At 41.0% G+C, this 22,052-nt stretch carries 21 protein-coding genes; 2 read left to right on the forward strand and 19 right to left on the reverse strand.

Features of this window, described 5'->3' with window-relative positions:
• Nucleotides 1-52 precede the first annotated feature (52 nt).
• From IGI42_RS07565 to IGI42_RS07615, 11 genes are all read right to left on the reverse strand, one after another.
• On the reverse strand, nt 53-409 hold the full coding sequence (locus IGI42_RS07565; RefSeq protein ID WP_438715224.1) for a hypothetical protein: 357 nt from the start codon (nt 407-409) through the stop codon (nt 53-55).
• A gap of 10 nt (nt 410-419) precedes the next feature.
• Nucleotides 420-629 carry a hypothetical protein gene (locus IGI42_RS07570; RefSeq protein ID WP_438715225.1) on the reverse strand — a complete coding sequence of 70 codons (210 nt, stop codon included), beginning with the start codon at nt 627-629 and terminating at the stop codon, nt 420-422.
• Nucleotides 630-663: 34 nt separating this feature from the next.
• Nucleotides 664-993 carry a hypothetical protein gene (locus tag IGI42_RS07575; protein ID WP_438715226.1) on the reverse strand — a complete coding sequence of 110 codons (330 nt, stop codon included), beginning with the start codon at nt 991-993 and terminating at the stop codon, nt 664-666.
• Complete coding sequence (locus IGI42_RS07580; RefSeq protein ID WP_438715227.1) at nt 990-1,436, reverse strand: hypothetical protein; 447 nt, start codon at nt 1,434-1,436, stop codon at nt 990-992. Before IGI42_RS07580 ends, IGI42_RS07575 begins: the two co-directional genes overlap by 4 nt.
• Before the next feature lie 99 nt (nt 1,437-1,535).
• Complete coding sequence (locus IGI42_RS07585; protein WP_438715228.1) at nt 1,536-1,694, reverse strand: hypothetical protein; 159 nt, start codon at nt 1,692-1,694, stop codon at nt 1,536-1,538.
• Between the two features lie 99 nt (nt 1,695-1,793).
• Entirely contained in the window at nt 1,794-2,579 is a 786-nt protein-coding gene (locus IGI42_RS07590; RefSeq protein WP_438715229.1) for a hypothetical protein, read from the reverse strand.
• Nucleotide 2,580: 1 nt separating this feature from the next.
• The gene (locus tag IGI42_RS07595) at nt 2,581-3,486 is read right to left on the reverse strand and encodes an ABC transporter ATP-binding protein (protein ID WP_438715230.1); all 906 of its coding nucleotides are present in this window, start codon (nt 3,484-3,486) and stop codon (nt 2,581-2,583) included.
• Nucleotides 3,470-3,949, reverse strand: a complete 480-nt coding sequence (locus tag IGI42_RS07600; RefSeq protein WP_438715231.1) for a helix-turn-helix domain-containing protein — start codon at nt 3,947-3,949, stop codon at nt 3,470-3,472. The genes IGI42_RS07595 and IGI42_RS07600 overlap by 17 nt, the downstream gene beginning before the upstream one ends.
• A 485-nt stretch (nt 3,950-4,434) precedes the next feature.
• Nucleotides 4,435-6,120 carry a transposase gene (locus IGI42_RS07605; protein ID WP_438715232.1) on the reverse strand — a complete coding sequence of 562 codons (1,686 nt, stop codon included), beginning with the start codon at nt 6,118-6,120 and terminating at the stop codon, nt 4,435-4,437.
• A gap of 371 nt (nt 6,121-6,491) precedes the next feature.
• The gene (gene gshAB / locus IGI42_RS07610; protein WP_438715233.1) at nt 6,492-8,753 is read right to left on the reverse strand and encodes a bifunctional glutamate--cysteine ligase GshA/glutathione synthetase GshB; all 2,262 of its coding nucleotides are present in this window, start codon (nt 8,751-8,753) and stop codon (nt 6,492-6,494) included.
• 100 nt (nt 8,754-8,853) lie between these two features.
• The gene (locus IGI42_RS07615) at nt 8,854-9,729 is read right to left on the reverse strand and encodes a LysR family transcriptional regulator (RefSeq protein ID WP_438715234.1); all 876 of its coding nucleotides are present in this window, start codon (nt 9,727-9,729) and stop codon (nt 8,854-8,856) included.
• A gap of 108 nt (nt 9,730-9,837) precedes the next feature.
• On the opposite strand from IGI42_RS07615, the gene IGI42_RS07620 reads away from it, so the two are divergent.
• Nucleotides 9,838-10,599, forward strand: coding sequence for an AzlC family ABC transporter permease (locus IGI42_RS07620; protein WP_438715235.1), 762 nt, complete (start codon nt 9,838-9,840; stop codon nt 10,597-10,599).
• A complete protein-coding gene (locus IGI42_RS07625; protein ID WP_438715236.1) occupies nt 10,592-10,897 on the forward strand; it encodes an AzlD domain-containing protein in 306 nt (101 codons plus the stop codon). The genes IGI42_RS07620 and IGI42_RS07625 overlap by 8 nt, the downstream gene beginning before the upstream one ends.
• Nucleotides 10,898-10,939: 42 nt before the next feature.
• Here the strand turns inward: IGI42_RS07625 and ftsY are convergent, their stop codons facing one another.
• From ftsY to recG, 8 genes are all read right to left on the reverse strand, one after another.
• Nucleotides 10,940-12,253 carry a signal recognition particle-docking protein FtsY gene (gene ftsY / locus IGI42_RS07630; protein ID WP_438715237.1) on the reverse strand — a complete coding sequence of 438 codons (1,314 nt, stop codon included), beginning with the start codon at nt 12,251-12,253 and terminating at the stop codon, nt 10,940-10,942.
• 11 nt (nt 12,254-12,264) lie between these two features.
• Complete coding sequence (locus tag IGI42_RS07635; protein ID WP_438715238.1) at nt 12,265-13,074, reverse strand: Cof-type HAD-IIB family hydrolase; 810 nt, start codon at nt 13,072-13,074, stop codon at nt 12,265-12,267.
• Nucleotides 13,052-16,660, reverse strand: a complete 3,609-nt coding sequence (smc, locus tag IGI42_RS07640) for a chromosome segregation protein SMC (RefSeq protein WP_438715239.1) — start codon at nt 16,658-16,660, stop codon at nt 13,052-13,054. Before smc ends, IGI42_RS07635 begins: the two co-directional genes overlap by 23 nt.
• Before the next feature lie 17 nt (nt 16,661-16,677).
• Nucleotides 16,678-17,370, reverse strand: coding sequence for a ribonuclease III (rnc, locus tag IGI42_RS07645; RefSeq protein WP_438715240.1), 693 nt, complete (start codon nt 17,368-17,370; stop codon nt 16,678-16,680).
• 166 nt (nt 17,371-17,536) lie between these two features.
• Complete coding sequence (locus IGI42_RS07650; protein ID WP_438715241.1) at nt 17,537-18,505, reverse strand: dipeptidase; 969 nt, start codon at nt 18,503-18,505, stop codon at nt 17,537-17,539.
• A gap of 70 nt (nt 18,506-18,575) precedes the next feature.
• Nucleotides 18,576-18,818, reverse strand: coding sequence for an acyl carrier protein (acpP, locus tag IGI42_RS07655; RefSeq protein WP_278252590.1), 243 nt, complete (start codon nt 18,816-18,818; stop codon nt 18,576-18,578).
• 121 nt (nt 18,819-18,939) lie between these two features.
• On the reverse strand, nt 18,940-19,935 hold the full coding sequence (gene plsX, locus IGI42_RS07660) for a phosphate acyltransferase PlsX (RefSeq protein ID WP_438715242.1): 996 nt from the start codon (nt 19,933-19,935) through the stop codon (nt 18,940-18,942).
• A gap of 40 nt (nt 19,936-19,975) precedes the next feature.
• Nucleotides 19,976-22,009, reverse strand: coding sequence for an ATP-dependent DNA helicase RecG (gene recG, locus IGI42_RS07665; RefSeq protein WP_438715243.1), 2,034 nt, complete (start codon nt 22,007-22,009; stop codon nt 19,976-19,978).
• Nucleotides 22,010-22,052: the final 43 nt, after the last annotated feature.

Here is a 22,052-nt window from a genome sequence, read left to right on the forward strand (position 1 = left end):
TGTTCACACCAAAAAAAGTGTCCGCAGCTTGCTGACACTCAAATTTATTTATCTAATTTTCTCGAAAACGCTGCCTGAACAGCTTAGTCAATGCGGCACACCAAATAGCTGAACCGATAAAACTAAGGCCAAAGTACAAGACCAGCATTTGCAATGAGGCGGGATTTTTCGCCAGAACTAAAGAACAAAAGGTTCCCGTCAGAAACCAGTAAACACAATAAATTCCCAACTGCCAATACCGATTCATCCGCCACTTCTGTTCAAACACATAACTCAGCATGTAAAAAAACAGCAACAGACTCAAACCTGCAGTACTATAAATCGTGAATTCCCCTCTACTCCATACCATCAAAAATATCACTAACGTTAAAAAAACTATACGAGTAAAGTAATTGATATTCTGTATCATTTTTCCCTCCTTATCCCGCAGCTAAGCCCACAATTATCAGCCAAACAGCTAATACTATATTTACCACAGAAGCATATTTATTTTTCATATTTAGTCCGTTGCCATAGTGTTGTTCTTTGATTACGAAAAAGCGAGAATGTCCCACGAAATAAGTGCCAGTTTGCTGTTTGTTTTGATAAAGTGCTGGCAAAGCGGCTAATGGCCAAATTAGTAAAAACACAGCCGAATATAAAAATCATCGTTATCCTTCCTTCTTAACGTTCGCGAATAAATTGATAAAAAGCCACAATGATAGAAAAAACGGTCAAAACGGAAACAATTAACTGTGAAACATTGGTAGCATATTCGGTTTGCGCGGTGTCGACAATTCCTAAAATCAAATAGTAAACCGTCCAAATTAAACCAATTCCTAACAAAATAAAGGTTACACTATTAATGTATGGGTTGATTTTACTAAGCAGCTCTTTCAACGGTTGTGTTTCCTGGTTTTGTTTGTATTTAGTATTTCTGAGAGTAACTCCTGCAATAATACCTACCAAGCAACCAATTGTTAGGCCAAGTACAACTTTAAACAATATTGTCATACAGAATACCCTCTCACTGCTTTCAATAGATTTTGGATATCACGCTTAATTAGACATTGCATACTTTCCTTGTATTTATCTAACTTTAATTGTACTAATTTATCTAGCACCAACGGTTCCAAGTCAGGACGTAACGTAAGCAATTCCTTCAAATAAGGAATACATTGTCGAACCGTGATCGACTTTTCATCCTCCAGAATAGTTAATATAGTCGTTAAATGCTGGTCTAGCTGCTGTTGTTGATCCCATTTGACTGTTTTCATCAATAATTTGAAACTTCTTGCTCGGTTACAGGAAGTCTTCCCCTTCAAACCAGCTAAATACAGATGCCAATATTGATACATCTCATTGCTGTTTTCACAGCGAGCCTCCAATTGTCTAAAGCGCTGCAATGATTCCTTTGTATCTTTAGCAGTTAGAACTGCGTTGATTTCTTCTTCCACCTTAAACGCCCCCGTTCCTCCTCTTTATTCTACCTATGATTTCTGAAGTTGAAAAGAAGAAAAAAAGCAGTTGCTCAATTGACTTGAAGGCACCTGCTTTTACACGTTTGATTTCTTTTTATTTTTCAAAGCTAGACACAGTAAAACAATTCCCACCGCCACTACGGCAGCTAACGTTATCCAGCAGTATGGTTGAGGGATGAAAACATTTAACAATAGTGCCATAAACACCAAATAACTAATTGTTTGATCCTTCATTTCATTTCACCTCACCCATTATTAGACAAAGGATAACAAACTATCTCCTTAAATTGTTATAAATGTCCTGAACGGTTGGAAAATGATCTTAAATGACCTTTATCTTACCTCTTTTTTTCGAAAGAGCCCATAGCTGATTAAGATCATAACTAAAATAAAAACAAAGTTAATTGCTAATCGCTGAAAAAAATAGTGATTACTAATGGCAAGAGTCATTTGATCCAAGTCTTTGCTATAGGGTGTATAGGATAAAAGCTTTTGTGTGGTTTCGTTTAATAAAGCAATCGGTCCTAGCAGCAGTAATATGCCATAAGATGCCGCCAATACGGATGCCGGTCGTTTCAACAAAAAGACTAGAGGCAGAGCAATCATTAATTGAGCCGCCATAGTGAACACGGTTAAGCTCAACAGTTTGATTATTCCGGTAATTGTCTGACTATCAACAGCCAGACTTTGGTTTTCTGCTGGCAGCTGTAAAAGAACTGTAGGTAAATAAGCCGAAAAATCAATCGACGTAGTTGTTAAGACAAGACTCCCTAAAACGTAAGGCACATACAATAAATTGACAAAAAGCAGCAGAATGATCGCTTTCTCTAAAACGATTTCCCCCCGCCGTTTCCTGCTAGCAATGGCCTGCTCCATGACTTTCTCTTCAAAATCGCGGCAAACATAAATTCCTGCCAAAACACAACCTAATAAAGAAACCATCTGAGGATCAGAGAAAAAAGAGGCTAAATTAATTACACCGCTGGAATCCTCTGTTTTTCCAGCATAATAAGCCATAAAAAACATCACCCCGCTACTGAAGCAAGCCAGCAGGAAGAGCATATACAACATGCGAGAACGCCTAGCCTTGAACCAATCGGCTCTTAATAAATCCATCATCTTAACTACCTCCAATCAAGGAAAAGTAATAATTTTCCAAGCTTTCTTCCTGCTCCACAAAAGTAGTTGGCCAAACATCACCAGCGATCAGCTGTTTTAAGAGCTTTTCTTTTGATTTAACTTGAAACAGCTTAGCTTCGCCATTACGGGTAATCTCATAATTTCCAATCATTGCTGTTTCTGAGAGAACTTGAGCCAGCCGCTGCGGTTGGTTGGTAGCCACTCGCAAATATTGCCGAGTTTGCTTTTCCAATTCTGATAAGCTTAGTTGTTTCACTACCTTGCCTTGATTTAAAATAATATACTGAGTCGCCACTTGATAGAGCTCCGGCAGATTGTGACTAGATAAAAGAATCGTTTTTCCCTCGGTGGCTAACAAGCGCAAGAGCTCCCGAATCTCCACTACTCCTTGAGGGTCTAGCCCATTAATTGGCTCATCCAAAACCAAAAATGCTGGATCGCCTAATAATGCAATCGCAATTCCCAGACGTTGCTTCATACCTAATGAAAACTGCTGGGCTTTCTTTTTGCCAGTATCGGCTAGGTGAACCTTCGTTAATAGCTCATTAAGCTGCACATCGCTGTAAACCAAGCCTCTCATTTTAGCAAAGTAACACAGAACTTCTTTGGCGGTTAACTGGTGGATGAAAGCTGGATTCTCAATCATGACTCCAATTTTTTGATTCGCAGCAGGCTTCTTGCCAACCATTTGACCAAAAAGTCTAATTTTCCCCTTTGTAGGAAAGCTTAATCCCGCAATCAACCGCATGAAAGTCGTTTTTCCTGCACCGTTGCGGCCAATCAAACCATATATCTCACCTTGCTCTAAACGAACTGTTACTTGATCCAACGCTCTAAAATTGCCGTAAGCTTTAGTTAAGTCCTCTGTTTCAAGAATCGTTACCATCCTGTTGCCGCCTTTCTTTGATCTCCTCCTTCATTCGTTCTGAAAAACCCAAAAATAAATCAGCAGGAACTAATGCTAAACCAAACGATTCTGGATCTTCATCTCCTAACAAAACAAAGTTGTCTCCTTTCTTAATGTTGAAAATATCACGTGCTTCTTTCGGTATGACGATTTGTCCGCGCTCTTGTACCTTCAACACACCAAACATGTGCTTACCTTTAGGTGGGATTTTAGTCGCTGAGGCTTCCTCATCAAAGCTCATTAAGTCATCCACTGTGACTTTATACAGCTTAGCCAAAGCTAGGGTATTGATTAAATCAGGCATTGAATCCCCGCTCTCCCATTTGGCCATCGCCTGACGAGTCACTCCGATCTTTTCAGCAGCTTGTTCTAAGGTGTAATTATGCTGTGTTCGCAAAAAACGTAAATTCTTCTGAATTGTAATCTCTTTCTGATTTTCCATATCTTTCCTACCTCCTGCTTTCATTTTAGCAGGAAACTTGCTGCGAACAACCAAGCAAAACAAACATAAAATGTTCGTCACAGTTTCGTAGACTGGCAGCTAACTCTAAATAAAGGAAGTCATTTTTTGTGGACCGTAAAAAATGTCTTTATCTTCGTACGCATACCATCTTGCTAAACTTCTCGTATCGTTTATGAGTAATTACTTGCTAAATATCTTTCTAGCTTTCCCTAAACTGCAAAAAGCAAGACTGGCAGCTAACTCTAAATAAGGAAGTCATTTTTGTGGACCGTAAAAAATGTCTTTATCTTCGTACGCATACCATCTTGCTAAACTTCTCTTATCATTTTTGAGTAATTATTTGCTAAATATCTTTCTAGCTTTTCCTAAACTACAAAAAGCATGACTGGCAGCTAACTCTAAATAAGGAAGTCATTTTTTGTGGACCGTAAAAAATGTCTTTATCTTCGTACGCATACCATGATTCACGCCCCAAAAGTCGGTTTTTGTAACCTTATCAGTTTGGGGATATATCCGACAAACGTGATAAAGAGCTGGGAAAAATTCTTCATTCTATAAGATGATTCTAAAAGAGCTGGTTTTTCCTTATCCGTTATTCCTTTTATCAAATTTTTTATGTTAATGGCACCTATCTTAAATGAAAACCAGATTTTTGTGCGCAAGAATCCCCTGACGGGTATCTGGTCTACATGATAACGACGACGCAAAATCGACGGAACACCTTCAATACCATTTCTAAAGTGAGCGAGTTTTTGAAACTCTTCGCTTTCCATAAATTTTAGATGTTGCGCTCGTGAAATCTTTTCTTTTGTTAGTCTTACTGTAGCTGCTTGTTTTTGCAATTTTGGTTTACAGGTTTCCAAGAGCGGGCAAGCTTCACAGGTCGCTTTATCAAACCAACCGCAATAAACTTTATGGTCTTTATGGAAACTTCTTTTGTAGGATAGGTGCCCAGCTGGACAACACATTGTCCCGTCTTCATTGATTTGGAATTCTCCTTTTATCGTGTCTGGGAGAAGGCCCGAGAGATTTGTTGGGACAAACCAGATGTTTTGTTTTGAAGCTTGTTGTTGATTGTGAACACTACCAAATGCTCCGTCAGAAATAAGCGTTGTGCGCTGTTGAACCTCTCCGAGTTTCTCTAGAACTTCTTTACAAAAGATCTGATCACCTTTGATATTACGCGCATAGTCATATTGGGAAATGATAGAGCCGTTATCACCAACAGTTTCCACGACATTTCCTACGTAGCCAAAATGATGCTTGCCAGCTTTTTTTCGATAGGTGGCCTCTGGATCATAAGGATTTTGGATACTTGATGCCGTAATTTCTTGACCTGGTTTTTGTTGTGTTTGACCAGCATCATCTGTGAAAGTTTGTTCTTCAAGAACCTGACACAACAGTTGGTAATCGGGTAACTGGTGATAGTTTTCGTTTAATTCTTCTTTTAACGAGACCGCGTCTTGAATCAACTGGTCTAGTTTTTCCGGGGTGTCTCGATCAGTATCATGGTAAAAGACTTGATTGGCATCGGTAGGATCAAGATAGTGCATTTGGTCTTTTGGACAATCCCTATCGCTCATAGATTCGATGGCTTTGACAAGGTTTTGTACGCATCGATACATTAATTCTAGACGAGACATTCTGCGACAATTGGCGGAAACCATCAGACTGTCCATTCGTTTCATTGTTGGTTCAATCTCAAGAAATTGAAGAAAGACTTCGGCGAGTGCTTCCATTTCTTGTTGGAGTAAATCTTCGCCGGTTTCTAATAGGTGAAGATACAGGCGATTTCGGAAACGATTGAAACTATTTTTACTAACTGGCTGTTCGTCAAAACTAGTAGTGTGCAGCGCGTATTGAAAGCGCAGGTCGCCACAAACAATGGCTTCCAGCAATTCTTCATCCGTCATTTGTAGTAATTCTTTTAACAACAATGAGCCAACTAAAATATTGACGGGTGTGTTAGGACAAGAAGCAGGATCTGAACTATACAAAACGGCAAAACGTTCTTCGCAAATGGCAGGAAAAACAATATCTCCGAATCCCTTGGCCCAAGATTTAAGGACGAACTTCTGTGTCCGCTCGGGTGCTTGTTGGAATCGATCATTTAACGAGAGTTGTTGTGAAGAATTTAGTCTAAAAGCCATGATGAAGCCCCCTGTCTACATTTCTTAGCTCTATTATACTACGTTAGGAAGCGTCGCATCTTTACTTTTGGGGTGTGAATCATACCATCTTGCTAAACGTTACGAATCAATGTTTAGGTGCATAATTAGTGAATTTCATTCGCCCCTAACATACTGCAAAAAGCATGACTGGCAGCTAGCTCCTTTTTCGGGTTTCATTTTTCCAAGACCGGGAAAAATGAGTTCTATTGTCGTACGCATACCATCTTGCTAAACGTTACGAATCAATGTTTAGGTGCATAATTAGTGAATTTCATTCGCCCCTAACATACTGCAAAAAGCATGACTGGCAAAAAAGCTCTACATATCTTAAAGATACATAGAGCTTAGATTTATTTATTTAATTCTGGGAACAATAGATGCAAGACTTCTAGTGTTAAACGACGGCCTTTTCCAGCGTAAGGATAGATATGCATGTGCATTGCTGGATTGAAGTTAGCTTCAATAATTCCGTAATCTTTTTCATCTTTGTAAGGCTTGTCTTTATCAGGAATAATTAAATCAATTCCACTAATTTCAGCTCCCAAGGCTTCCACAGCAGCGATGGCAATTTCTTTATAACTTTCGTGCATCTCATCGGTAATATCAATGGAGTCACCACCAGTGGAAATATTAGAATTTTCTCGTAAGAAAACCTGTTGCTCAGCAGGCGGCACACTGTTTATTGTGAAACCTTGCTCCTTCAGCATCAATTTTTCCAAATCTCCTAGTTGAATCAGTTCCAACGGTGAGCGGTGATGCGTGCCCCGCAATGGATCTTGGTTCTTTTCTTCTACTAGTTCCTTGATCGTTTTCACCCCATCTCCTACAACATTAGCAGGGATGCGCAAGAGAACAGCTTTTACTTGATGGTCGATAACGAAGAAACGATACTCAGTTCCTTCCATAAATTCCTCGATCAATACGGAGTCATCTTCTTTAAAGGCGATCTTCAAACCAGCGATGTAATCTTCCAACGAAGCTCCTTCTTTAAAGATAGTAATACCCAAGCCATAATTGGTAGACTTCGGCTTAATTACAAAGGCTTGTTGTGCATAACGTGGATACGCTCTACGGGCCTTTTCGATAGAGGTGAAGGTTTCGCCTAGAGGTACGCGGAACCCAGCTTGATCCAAGACCATTTTGGTCACCGTTTTGTTTTCCATCAGTAAAGGGGAGATGTAGGTATCTTTACTAGTCATATTGCCATTTTTCACATATTCTTTATGCTCTCCATGCTTCAAGAAGACAAACTGATCGCTGCGGTCCATTACATCAAACTCCAAGCCCATTTGGATTGCATCGAACAACATATTTTGCGTGGATAATTCCATTTCCGCAAAACCAGCTAATTGGTAAGGATGAGCGTAGGCTATGTTGTAATACTTCCGACCTAATTGCTGTCCTAAAACCGCTTGACCTTCTGCTTCATCTGCCTTTAATAAGCGAGCAGCCAAGGTTAATTCTGGTTTTTCCAACCATTCTTGATAGTTAGTTAACTGATTATCAACTGGCAGGTCTAATTCTTCCACCATTTCCTGCATTTCGGCAAAAATACGACGACCTTCTTCGATATAAGCTGTTTGGTGATAAGGATGTTCCAAAGAGACCTCATCATTAATTTTATTTCCTGTTTCTACCCATTCATCTGCCGGAGATTTTTCATCCGTCCACAGCAAGTACAGCATAAACAAATGAATGAACTCAACCGCTTCTTGATTAATCCCAATACGTTCAAAAGGATTCAAGTCAATATTACGCAACTCTACATAGCGGATACCTGTGTGGAATAAATCCGCCACTTTTTTTCCGCCGCGCATACGAATCGGTGCATAGAATTCTTTTTCTTCGGATAGGCGTCCCTGAGCAACGTTCTCAGCCAAATCTTTGCTATATTGATCCAAAGAGGCATACGATACTTTCACATCTGGTTTATTTACATAACCAAACGGACTGGTACGAATACTGCGAACGGGTTCATTTGGTCGATCTTCATCAACAAAGTAATTCTCTTCACTAAGAGGAGTCGCCCCAAACAAATACGTTAACAACCAGCGATAACGCAAGAAATTGCGCGCAATTTTCATATAGAGCTCGGTTTTAAAGGCTTCAATGCAGCTATATTCATCCTGTGCCTGATGCAGCTCCTTTACTAAGTCCCAACCGTATTCAAAGTTAAAGTGGATCCCACTGACCATCTGCTTACGTTTGCCGTATTCACGTGCTAAGAAACGACGGTATAATACATCTTCATGACGTTCCAATTTAGCGATGACGATATCCTCTTCTTTTTCAGGCAAAGCTGGCGGCATGGATAATGGCCACATCATTTCATTTTCTGACATACTACGTTGAGCTACATCATGAACTGCAGTCAACGTAGCTAGAACTTCCTCCACAGAATCACTAACCGGCGTGATTAACTCTAATTGTGTTTCCGAAAAATCGGTTTGAATATATGGATGAAAGCTACGATTCCCAAGCTTACTAGGATGATCGGTCTTGGCCAACTGACCGTCTATAGCCACTCGCTGACTTTCTTTCTCTATTCCAAAACGTGCTTGTAATAACCACGGCTTTACTTTTTCTTGGCGCATCATTTCTTTGATTCTCATTTGTGCAGCCCTCCTCATCACGCTTATTATATAGAATATTTAGGGGAAAAAGAATGGAAATGCTTAAATTGTTTCCCCACTTTTTTTAAATTAAAGATTCTCACTTAATTCTTTCAGCTGAAGCCTGCAAAATAAACTCGGCAAAAGTACGGGAGGCATAAGAAAGCGTGTCCCAATTCCGCCATGCTAAGGCCACTGTCCGCACTGGGTGTTCTTGGATTGGACGAATCACTAATTCCTCCTCCATTCCAGCAAGAACCCTTTGATACATGATGGAAAAGCCTAATCCCTGGCGAATCATTTCGATGATTGAATAGTCATCGTATACCTCATATTCAATTTTCGGAGTCAATCCACTGGCGGTGAAGGCAGCTAAGGTCACACTATAAGTTCCTTCATCTAATAGAATTAGCGGCTCTTTGGTTAGTTGTGATAACGAAACGGTGCTATTTTTTGCCAAAGGATGACCTTTAGCAAAGACGGCCTGCATTTCATCCTGATATAATATTTGCATTTCAATGTCCTCAACTGCTGTGGTATGTACAAAGCCTAAATCAACCTGATTGTTGCGTACCCATTCCGCAATACTCGTATACTCTCCTTGACGAATCACAAAATTCACTTCGGGGTATTGTTGTTTAAAAGCTTTGATTAATGGTGGCAAAAACGTACGACTGACACTAGTAAAGGTTCCAATGCGGATGGTACTGTCTGTTAAGCCATTTATTTCCCGTCTTTTCTGCTGTAAAGCTTTTTCAGCGACCGCAATTGCCTGTAGATAGGGAAAGTATTGATGCCCATCGTTTGTCAGAGCTAGTCCATCTTTTCTACGCTGAATCAAAAGCGTCCCTAGTTCTTGTTCCAATGCCTTAATAATTTGACTGATCGCACTTTGAGAATAACCCAAGTCTTCAGCTGCCTGTGTGAAGCTGCCTGCTTCAATTACTTGGCAAAAAACCATATAGCGAGAAATCATTCCAACACCCCCATTACGTTTTCTTATGGGTTCATTATAATCATTTGTTTTACTAATGTAAAAGGGCTTGCTATAATACGAAAAAAAGACACGAAGGATGTTAACGGGATGAGAGAAAGAGACTGGGCGCCTCCAGCAAAAGAATTGCAAACGGTTACTAACTGGCGCGTTTTTAGATCTGGATTCAAAGATGGGATTCCGATTGGGATCGGTTATTTTGCGGTAGCTTTTTCGTTAGGTATCACAGTTAGAAATGCTGGGATGTCGGCGTTTCAAGGTTTTTTAATGAGTTTGCTGAACAATGCCTCTGCTGGTCAATATGCTGCCTTAGTCGTTATTGCAGCCAAAAGCTCTTATTTGGAACTGGCTTTAGTAACTTTAATTACTAATGCCCGCTATTTACTGATGGGTTGTGCCCTTAGCCAACGTCTATCACCAGAGATGCCGTTTATTCATCGCTTTTTTATTAGTTTCGATGTCACAGATGAGCTTTTCGGACTGGTGATTTCTCGTTCGGGTTACTTGAATCCTTATTATATGTATGGTGCTGTCGCAGCAGCAGCTCCTTGTTGGGCAGTTGGTACTGCAATTGGCGTAGTATCTGGAAACATCTTGCCCCTTCAGCTGGTTAGTGCATTAAGTGTCGCTTTATATGGCATGTTTTTGGCCGTGATCATTCCTCCTACTCGTAAAAGTAAAGTCATCGGGGTGATGGTGCTTATTAGCTTTACTGCTAGTTATATCGCAACGAATGTACCGCTCTTTGCCACAATATCTAGCGGAACACGGACGATTATCTTGACAATTGTTATCTGCACTATTGCTGCTCTATTGTTCCCTATTAACAAGGAGGAGAACATCCATGCCTAACATTTATCTCTATATTTTGGTAATGTCTATCGTTACTTACAGCATTCGTCTGTTGCCGCTGACCATTCTCCGTAAGCCGATTAAAAATATTTTTGTACAATCATTTCTGCATTATGTACCTTATGTTACGTTGGCAGTGATGACGTTTCCAGCTATTTTAGAAGTTACACAAGTTCCATGGGCTGGGTTAATTGCTTTGTTGACTGGCAGTTTAACCGCTTGGCATCGTGGCAATCTTTTTCAAGTAGCGATCGTCTGTTGCCTCACAGTCCTTTTGATTGAAACCTTAGTAATGTAAAAAGCTTATTCGAACTAGAAATGTTCGAATAAGCTTTATTTTTTATTCTTCTTTTAATAGTCCTTTGAATAAACCAATAGCAAAGTCGTTTGGATCAAAGACTGCCAGGTCATCAATTTTTTCACCCAGACCGACTAATTTCACTGGCAAGTGCAACTCATTGCGAATCGCTAAGACGATCCCACCTTTAGCTGTACCATCCAGCTTAGTTAGCACTAAACCAGTTATATCCGTGGTTTCTTTAAACTGCCGCGCCTGTGATAAAGCATTTTGACCCGTCGTTGCATCTACTACCAACAACACTTCATGAGGAGCAGTCGGATATTCCCGTTGAATCACACGTTTGATTTTCTTCAATTCGTTCATTAAGTTAACTTTGTTTTGCAAACGTCCAGCTGTGTCAATCAACAAAATATCATAGTTTTCGTTTTTAGCTTTGTCTACTGCATCATAGACGACTGCTGCTGGATCACCGCCGGCTTTGCCACGAACGACCTCTACTCCAGAACGTTGTCCCCAGACAACTAGCTGATCGATTGCTCCAGCCCGGAAAGTATCTGCTGCTGCCAATAACACTCTTTTGCCTTCATTTTTGTATTGATTCGCCAATTTTCCGATACTCGTTGTTTTTCCAGTACCATTAACGCCAACAAATAGAATGATGGATAATCCCTCAGGCTGCAGGTTCAATTGATTGTTCTCATCAACACCTTCAGCTTCATAAATATCTACTAATTTTTCAATAATCACATTTTGAATTTGCGATTGTTTCTTAGCATTTTTCAGTTTTACTTCTTGACGCAAAGATTCGGTTAATTTGATCGCCGTGTCAAACCCGACATCGGCACCAATCAAGGTTTCTTCCAACTCTTCAAAGAATTCCTCATCCACTCGACGGAAACGAGCAAATAATTCATTCATGCGATCACCAAAGGATTTACGTGTTTTCTCTAGCCCTTTGTCATACTTTTCTTGAGCAGTCGTTTCAGCAGGTGCTGAAATTTCTTCCATTACATCTTCTGTAGCAACTGGGGCTTCCAATTCTGATTCTGGTAAAATTTCTACCGATTGTACTTCTTCTGGTTGAGTCGCTTCTTCAATCACGGACTCTTTAGGTACTTCTTCAATTGGAGCTGTTTCTTCAATTTCTAGGGATCCCGATGGTTCGCCAGCTTCTTCACTATCTGCTTGGTCATCCGCTGATGTTTCTTCAGGAGCCATTGCAGTTTGACCCTCAACAGCTGAATGATCCGTATCCTCAGCTTCAGGTTCTTGCAATTCAGTTGATTCCGGTGTTTCCTGCTCTTCTTTCTTCTCACTCTTGAAGGCATTTTTTATTCGATCAAATAATCCCATCGTGTTCCTCCTTAGTTCAAAACAAATTTTTCAATTGCTTGAGCGACACCATCGGCTTGGTTGGTGCCTGTAATGTAATTGGCAACTGCCTTCACGTCATCTGTTGCATTTTCCATCGCCACACCGACTCCGGCATATTCGATCATTGGCAGGTCATTCGCTTCATCGCCTAAAGTCAGCATTTCACTGGCATCAATGCCTAATTCTTCACCTAATACTTTTAAACCGTATGCTTTGGTAACTCCCTTAGGCATAAACTCTAATAAATTGGGACGTGTTTTGCAGACTTCATAGCGCTCAATATATTCAGCCGGAATCTCAGCTATTTTTTCATCTAAATAGTCAACATCAATAGCAGCAACTACTTTGTTGTAAAGAGCATCTGTAGTTAACTCCTCAATCGTCGCTGAGAAATAGGTTACTTTTTTATTCATGGTTGGATATAGAGATAAGTGCTCAGGGGCAGTCGCTAATTGCAGACAACGAGCATCTGATAAAATATCCATTGGTAAAGGTAATTGGGTAAACAAGTCATAAATATCTTTTACTTGTTCTAAATTTAACGCCGTTTTTCCCAATAGCTCGCCCGTATTATTCTTTTGAATTAACCCACCATTAAAGGTGATAGAATAATCGCCTTCGTCAACTAAATTCAACTCTTCTAGATAGTCGCCAATTGCGATCAAAGGGCGTCCAGTACAGATGACAATTTTAACCCCCTGTGCTTTTGCTTCGGCAAGTGCCTCTTTGTTTTTATCAGAAATTGTTTTAGCATCGGTTAATAATGTACCATCTAAATCAATTGCTACTAATTTTATCATGGGACAGCTCCTCTCCAGTTTCAAATTTCCCACCTTCATTTACTTGTTCCAGACGAACCGAAATAATCTTCGACACGCCGGATTCTTGCATAGTCACACCATACAAGACATCAGCCGCTTCCATCGTTCCCTTACGGTGAGTCACCACGATGAACTGCGTGTCATCTTCAAATGAGCTTAAGTAACGACCAAATCGCGAGACATTCGCCTCATCTAAGGCTGCTTCCACTTCATCCAGCACACAAAACGGAACCGGCCGAACTTGAATAATCGAGAACAACAGTGCAATTGCTGTTAATGCCCGTTCGCCACCTGAAAGTAGCGATAAGCTCTGTAGCTTCTTACCAGGAGGCTGTGCTTCAATTTCAATCCCCGTATTCAATAAATCATTAGGATCGGTTAGCAATAGCTCAGCACGTCCTCCGCCAAACATATTGGGGAATACTTCTTTGAACTGCTCACGAATAGCTTGGAAGGTGGTATAAAACCGTGATTTTACCTCATCGTCCATTTCATCCATGGTCTCAAATAACTGTTCCTTGGCAGACAATAAATCGTCTCTTTGGGTAGTCAAGAAATCATAGCGTTCCTCAACCTGTTCAAATTGTTCAATCGCATTTAGATTGACCGGTCCTAATTTTTCGATGGCCTGTTTTAAACGGGTCACTTCCTGTTGAGCAGGACCGACGTCAATCGTCATATCTGCCATCTCTTCTGCCGCAACAAAGGACAAGCTGTATTCTTCCTGCAAATAATCCAATTCATTATCCAGCTGCAATTCCAAGCGGTTTTTTTGTACATCCGCTTGTGATTGTTGAGCTAGCAAATCTTTTTGCTCGCGGTTGGCTAAAGTTAGTTCACCATCGGCTTTGTCCACCTGCATTTGCAGCTTTTGTCGTTCCTGTTTCCAGTCTGCAAGCTGTGTCACCAGCTTTTCGTGAGTGATTTCTAATTCTGCTAAGCGCTGGTTCAGACTTTCTACCGTTTCTTCGTGTGTTGAGGAGTCGTTGGATAAAGCCATTAACTGGTTTTCCAAACTGTCCATTTCATTCACCAAAACGGTTAACTGCTGATGCTGCATGATTTGTTGCTGATTCAAATGATTCAGCTGTTCTTCCATTACTGCCCGGTCCGCTTGGAAACGGCTCAGTTGGGTAGCGATTGTTGACCGACGTTCTTCTAGCAAATCACTTTCTTGGTTTAACTGTTTAATTTCCTGATCAATCCGCTGCTGTTCAGCTTGTAGACGCTCAGCCTGCTCTTCTAATTGAGCCTTTTGCTGCTGATAATCGGTTAAAAAACGCTCCAATTCTTTCGCTTCGTGAGAAAACAGCGTATGTTCTTTTTCTAATCGTGTTAAATCAACCGCAAAGCGTTCTAGTTCACTTTGTGCTTCCTGATAGGTCAACCGAGTTTGTTCACCCTTGGTTCGCAGCGCTTCGATTTCAGCTGTTTGCGTTTGGATTGATTGTTGGATTTTTTTTACTTGCTGTTCTTTATTCTTTAAATCACGAGTCAATTCTTCGTAGCGTTTGGTTAATGATTCTAATTCATGTCCTTGATTGAATAGATTCCCCCGGTTTCCTTGCTTAGTCGCACCACCAGTCATTGATCCTCCAGCGTTCATCACATCGCCTTCTAAAGAAACGACCCGTACCTGGTAGTGAAGCTGTTTGGCTAATTGGTTAGCACTGTCCAAATCGCGGGCGATAACGATCCCACCAAGCAAATTCTCCATAACTGTCGAAACTTTTGACTCAAAAGAGACTAGTTGGCTAGCCACTCCCACAAACCCCGCATGATCTTTCACTGCTTGGTAGTGATGGTTAGCCAAACTACGAGGTTTGATCGTGGTTAAAGGTAAGAAGGTTGCACGACCACTGCGCTGTTGACTTAAATAGGTGATCCCTTTACGAGCATCCGCTTCATTCTCCACGATAACGTGTTGGGCAGCCGCTCCTAAAGCCGTTTCGATCGCCAAGGCATAATCCTTAGGCACTTCAATTAATTCTGCTACCGCACCCACAACACCAGTTAGCTTCTCTTTCTGCTGCAGGACACTGCGGACACCTTGATAAAAACCGCTGTAGTTTTCTTGAATTTCCTGCAAACTTTTTTTACGAGCACGAACTTGTTGAACTTGATTCATTAACTCATACATTAAGCCCTGTTCATGACTTAAGCGTTTTTGCTGCTTGGTGGTCTCTTCGGTTAATTGACGATAGGCTTGCTGTTCAGTTGTTAATTGTTTTTCCACCGACGCTGCCCGTTCTTGGGCGGCTGTTCTTTTTTCTTGCATTTCCTTGACTTGGGTTTGCAAGGCTTCAAAGCGAGTGACACTTTGCTGGTTTTTTGCAGTTTCTTGATGGTATTGACGATCTAAATATTTTAATTCGTTACTGACATTGGCTTGCTCTTGCATCAGCTCGACATAGGTACCGCGTAAATCCTCCAAAACTTCCTTAGTGGATTTTTGATACTTAATTGCTTCTGTAGTTAATTGAGCAATTTCTTTGTCTAAAGCTGTTTTTTCGACTTCTTTTTGCTGCTGTTGTTTTTCTAAGTGTTGAATGGTCGTTTCTACGGCTTTTTGTTTTTCACCGTTCTGAGCTAGTGCTGCTTGGTACTCTTCACTGGTTTTTCGAGTATTCTTGGAGCGCTCGCTTAACAGTTCCTTTTGTCCTTCAGTTTGCTTGAGCGCTTCGGTTAAATGAAGTAATTGTTGTTGTCCATTTTCCAGTTTTTCATCCAGCTTACCGCGCTTTTCCCGTAAGGTGCCCAGTTTTTCTTCCGTTTGCCGAATAAAAACCGAACGCTCTTCAACAGTTGCCGATAACTGCTCAAAATCTTGACAAGCAGTTTCCCAAGCTTGTTTGTTGGTTTTGATTTTAGCAACGGTTAAGCTGACATCCATTTCCGTCAACTGTTCCTTTAGCGCTAAAAATTCCTTGGCCGCTTCACTTTGGGCAGCCAAGGGAACTAGCTGATCTTCTAATTCGTAAATAATGTCCTGAACACGATTCAAATTGTCTTCTGTTTCAAACAACTTTTGTTCTGCTTTACGTTTACGCTGTTTATACTTCAAAACACCGGCAGCTTCTTCAAAGATACCTCTGCGATCTTCCGGCTTACTGCTGAAAATTGCTTCTACCTTCCCTTGAGAAATAATCGAAAATGATTCCTTTCCCAAACCAGAATCCATGAATAACTCTTGGATGTCTTTTAGGCGGCAGGCTTTCTTGTTGATAAAAAAATCACTTTCTCCCGTTCGACGATAGCGCCGAGTAACACTGACTTCGCTAAAATCCAAAGGCAAATAATGATCCGTATTATCTAAAACAACCGTTACTTCCGCAATATTCAATTGTTTTCTTGCTTCAGAGCCGGCAAAAATGATGTCCGGCATTTTGCCGCCCCGCAGACTTTTCGCTGATTGCTCTCCTAGAACCCAGCGGATGGCTTCAGTGATGTTGCTTTTGCCACTGCCATTTGGTCCGATGACCGCTGTTACTCCCGTTTCAAATTCAATTTTAGTTCGCTCAGCGAAGGACTTAAATCCGGCTATTTCTATACGTTTCAAATACACGAAAGGTGTACCTCCAATTATACTTTAAGTGCTGCCAAGGCTTTGGCTGCAGCATCTTGTTCTGCTAATTTCTTTGACTTCCCTTTGCCCGAACCAATTAAACGATTGTCTACATAAACTTCAATCGAAAAGGTCCTTTCATGGGCGGGCCCTTCTTCACTAACCAACCGGTACTCGATCGTCACATCCCCACTTTTTTGCAAAACTTCCTGCAATCGGGTCTTATGATCCATTTCTCGAGTGAATTCGCCAGCTTCAATCTTAGGAAAGATAACTGTTTGAATGAAGTGAAGGGCTGTTTCATAACCTTGATCCAAATACAAAGCTCCTAAGAAGGCCTCGAAAAGATCGCATAATAACGATGCGCGATTGCGGCCGCCAGAGTTTTCTTCCCCTTTGCCTAACAATACGTATTGATCAAAATGACATTCTTTCGCAAATTTAGACAAGCTGTCCTCCCGAACAATCGCCGAACGCAATTTAGTTAATTTGCCTTCTGGCACATCTGGATATTGACGATATAAATAATGAGAAACTTGAAGCTCTAATACTGCATCTCCTAAAAACTCTAAACGCTCATTATCAGAAAGCTGCATATTTCGGTGCTCATTGACATAGGACGAATGGGTAAAAGCCTGTTCTAGTAACGTGACATCTTGAAAGACAATGCCATAGCGTTCTTTTAACTCGATGATCAATTGCGTATCCATTGGCTACATTCCTTTTTTAAAGTTTTACATCACGATCTATTATACTGTTTTTTTACGGATTTTTAAACGAGAAGCGATAATAGTAAGAAAAACTTGAAAAACAACTGCTGCTGCCGTGTTCAAATAAAAGAACCGCTCGCGAAAAAAGTTCTCGAACGGTTCTTCATTAAACTAACAATTCACGGTATAAACGTTCTACATTTTGATAAAAAATCTTTTCAATGTCACTTGTAGAAAATCCCGCTGTCTTCAGCCCATGCTGAATTTTTTGAATAGAACGAATGTCAGCCAATTCAGGATTCTCTTCTATACCATCAAAATCAGAACCTAATCCGATACACTCGATACCGCCTACTTGGATAACATGTTTGATGTGAGCTACCAAACCTTCCACCAATGATTGCTGGCTGCCAGCAGGTCGAATAAAGGCTTCGTAGTAATTCATCCCTATCACACCCCCACGTTCAGCAATTCCTCGAATCAGCTCATCTGGCAAATTTCGTGGATGGTTGCAAATCGCCCGTGCATTAGAATGACTCGCCACAAATGGACGCTTTGTATAAGTCAACACATCTCGTACTAGCTGATCAGAACCGTGGGAAACATCAATAATCATCCCTAGCTCTTCCATTCGTCGAACAATAGCAATCCCTTTTTCTGTTAGTCCTTGTTGAATGGCATTTAATTTTTGTTGGGCATCGTCCCAATAAATTGTATTGGGGTATCCGATTTCGTTTTCAAAATTCCAAGTCAACGTCAGCATCCGCACACCTAAATCATAGAACTCCTGTAATCGATCTAAGCGCCCAGCCAAAGGTGCGCCCTCTTCCATCGTCAACAGAGCACTCAGTCGTCCCTTTTGTTGATTGGCCTCATAATCAGACATAGTCGTAATTGGACGAATTAGCTCCTTATTCTTAGATAGCTCTTTATTATAGCAGGCGATCATTTCCCGACAAACCTGATAAGGATCGTCCACTTCATCTAAAGGAACAAACATGGCGAAATTTTGTAGAACCGTGCCACTTTCCTTCATTTTTTTTAGATCAATTTGAAATTCATTTTCCCGCAAATGGGCTGCGGGTGTCTGATAGATTTTCATGATCGTATCGCAATGCATATCAATAGCTTTCATTTCAATCAACTCCTTTGATTTAAAAGATGACGAAAAAAACGCAAAATCCTGCGATTCTGCGCTTTTGTTCTTATCCTTGGTGTTCTAAAATGTAATCAACTGCTGCACCAACGGTTTCAATTCTTTCTGCTTCGTCATCAGAAATTTCTGTTCCGAATTCATCTTCTAGTTCTAAAATAAATTCCATGATACTGATTGAGTCCGCATTTAAATCGTCCTTGATACTTAACTCCGGTGTTACCTTTTCTTTGTCTAATTCAAAATGATTAGAGATTATCTCCGCCACTTTGCCAAATACTTCTTCGCGCGTCAACAACATTCACCTCCATACGATTAACTTCATTTCCAAATCAACTACCAGAAGATCATTGTACATTTTACTGGTGTTTCAAGGGTTTGTCTACCTTTTTCGGTAAATTCCACGTTTAGAGCATTTATTGCTCTAACTCAAAGAACTGGACCAATTGACCCACAACATCGGTCTCCAGCATCGTATGAATTTGTGAAATCGTGTGAGAAACCGCTTCAGGACCCGTAGAGCCATGCGTTTTGATTACTGGGGCCTTTAGACCAAATAGTACAGCACCGCCATGGGAAGAATAATCTAATTTGTCCTTCAAACTGTACAATGTATCCTTCAATAACAAGGCGCCAAATTTCCCTTTAGTCCCTGCATCATTAATACTGCCTTTAATTAATTGCATTAAGCCCATTGCTGTTCCTTCAATAGTTTTTAATACTGCGTTACCAGTAAAGCCGTCTGTAACTACTACATCGGCAGCACCGTTTAATAATTCCCGCGCTTCTACATTACCAATGAAGTTAATGCTTTTTTCAGCTTGCAGCAGTTGATATGCTTGCTTAGTTAATTCACTGCCCTTCGTTTCTTCTGTGCCGTTGTTCAAAAGTCCTACCCGTGGGTTTTGAATGCCCCGAACATGCTTGGCATAAAAAGAACCTAAGATCGCATATTGGTGCAAATGCTCGGGCTTGTTTTCAGCATTCGCTCCTAAATCCAACATATCAAAGCCTAGATCACCAGTTAAAACAGGCATCGTAGACATTAAACCAGGTCGTTCGATTTTTTTAATTCGGCCAACAATGAACAAGCCTGCTGCTAACAAAGCTCCGGTATTTCCTGCCGAGAAGATGGCATCAGCTCGGCCTTCTTTAACTGCTTGAGCTGCCAATACCATCGAAGCGGTTTTTTTACGGCGAATTGCCTTAACCGGTTCATCATCACTGTTAATTTTTTCATCTGTATGAATAACGGTAATATTGGTTTCATCGGTAATATATTGACGGATTGCGTCTTCTTTTCCGTATAATTGGAACTCAATGTCTGGATGATTTTTCTTTGCCAGCATAACACCTTCCACAATTGCTTGTGGGGCAAAGTCGCCACCCATCGCATCAACTGCGATTCTCATTTGAGCATCACTCCTTTGATTTTTATTTTAGTATAGCACACTAATCGAAATATGTTTCACCGCTTTGTGTTGGCTGGATCACTTGATCCAATGGCGAATATTCCGGTTGGACCTGCCAATTTTCAACTTGCCAAATAGCGGTTGCTTCATCGCGAGCTACTTCTAGAACATTGGCGTCATTCACCAAGTCAGCAATGATAAACTGAGGCAAACCGGATTGACGGAAGCCAAATACTTCTCCGGGACCACGTAGCTCCAAGTCCTTCTCACTTAAGACAAAACCGTTGTTGGTTTCCGTCATAATCTTCATTCGCTCTTTACCTAGCTCATTTTTCGGACTAGCCACTAAAATACAATAAGAGGCTTCTGATCCCCGTCCTACTCGCCCTCTTAATTGATGCAATTGGGCCAAGCCGAAACGTTCAGCGTCCATAATAAACATGACTGTAGCATTCGGAACATTTACTCCGACTTCAATTACAGTCGTTGAGACTAATATCTGACTTCGATTATCCTTAAATTCTTCCATAATTGCTTCTTTTTCAGCATTTTTCATCTTACCGTGCAACAGACTCACTTGGTAATCGGGCGCATAAAAGGCTTTTAGCTGTTCATAAATTTCAGTCGCATTTTGGACATCCAGTGCCTCTGATTCTTCAATTAAGGGACAAATCACATAGATTTGGTGTCCTCGTTGGAGCTCTTGCCGTGCCCAATCCAAGGTATGATCCAACTGCTTTGGCTTAATCCAACTAGTTTTTACTGGGATTCGACCAGCTGGCATTTGATCAATAATCGAGACATCCATCTCGCCATAAGCCGTAATCGCTAACGTTCGCGGAATCGGCGTGGCCGTCATAAAGAGCACGTCGGGATGCAATCCTTTTTCTCGCAGCACCCGGCGTTGATTAACACCGAAACGATGCTGTTCGTCGGTGATTACTAATCCTAGCTTAGCAAATTGAACATTGTCTTGAATCAATGCATGAGTACCGACAATCACATCGATCTCACCATTGGCTAGCGCTTCTAAAATAACTTTACGTTCTCGCGTCTTAGTAGAGCCCGTTAACAAAGCAATGCTGACTTCTAACGGATCAAAGAGCTGGGTTAAACTTTCTAAATGCTGCTGCGCCAAGATTTCTGTAGGTACCATCAATGCCCCTTGAAATCCAGCAGTCATGGTAGCATACAGCGCAATTGCCGCAACTACCGTTTTTCCACTACCTACATCTCCTTGTAACAATCGCTGCATGTGCTTTTTACTGCGCAAATCATAACAGATTTCGTTGGTTACTCGTTTTTGCGCATCAGTTAACTCAAATGGCAAGCTTTGCGTAAATTTTTTCAGGCGCTGCACGTCATATCTAATTGAGATTCCATTCTTCTCACTGCGTTCACTGTTTTTCAAGCCTTGCATGCGCATTTGGAACAAGAAGAATTCCTCAAAAACTACTCGCCGCTTAGCTTGTCGACTTTCTTCAGGATTTTTAGGAAAATGCATCGCAAACATTGCCTGTCTTCGTGGAATCAGACGGTATTTTTCCAATAGATAGGCTGGTAGATTCTCTGGAATCTCATTGCCGTATTTTTCAAAAGCTACTTTAATCAGCTCAACTATCGTGCTCTGTCGGACTGATTTTGATACATGATAAATCGGTGCAAACTCTTCAGTCTGTTTACCGCCAAGAATTTTCATCCCCGTTAAGGCTTTGCGCTTTGCGTCCCATTTTCCATAAACAGCAATTTCTTCACCTACTTCAGCTTTATCCTTCAGATAAGGCTGATTAAAGAAGGAAACCGTGAATACGGCATGATCCTGCATCATGCGAAATTGCAGCCGACTCTTTTTGTAGCCAAACCGATTTAATACCGGTGCTGAGACGACCACTCCTTTTAGGGTAACTTTTTCCTGGTCGTTAATTTCCAGCAGATTCTTTTCCTGAATATCTTCATAGCGGAAAGGATAGTAGCTTAGCAGGTTTTCAACCGTGAGGATGCCTAACTCCGCAAGATTTTGCGCTCGTTTGGGACCAACTCCTGGTAAAACACTGACACTATCTTGCAACGTCATACAATTCCTCCTATCGTAAAAACTTAAGATAAAAAAAGGCCGG

Origin of the sequence: Enterococcus sp. AZ109, assembly GCF_051714625.1 — a bacterium.
GTDB lineage: Bacteria > Bacillota > Bacilli > Lactobacillales > Enterococcaceae > Enterococcus_A.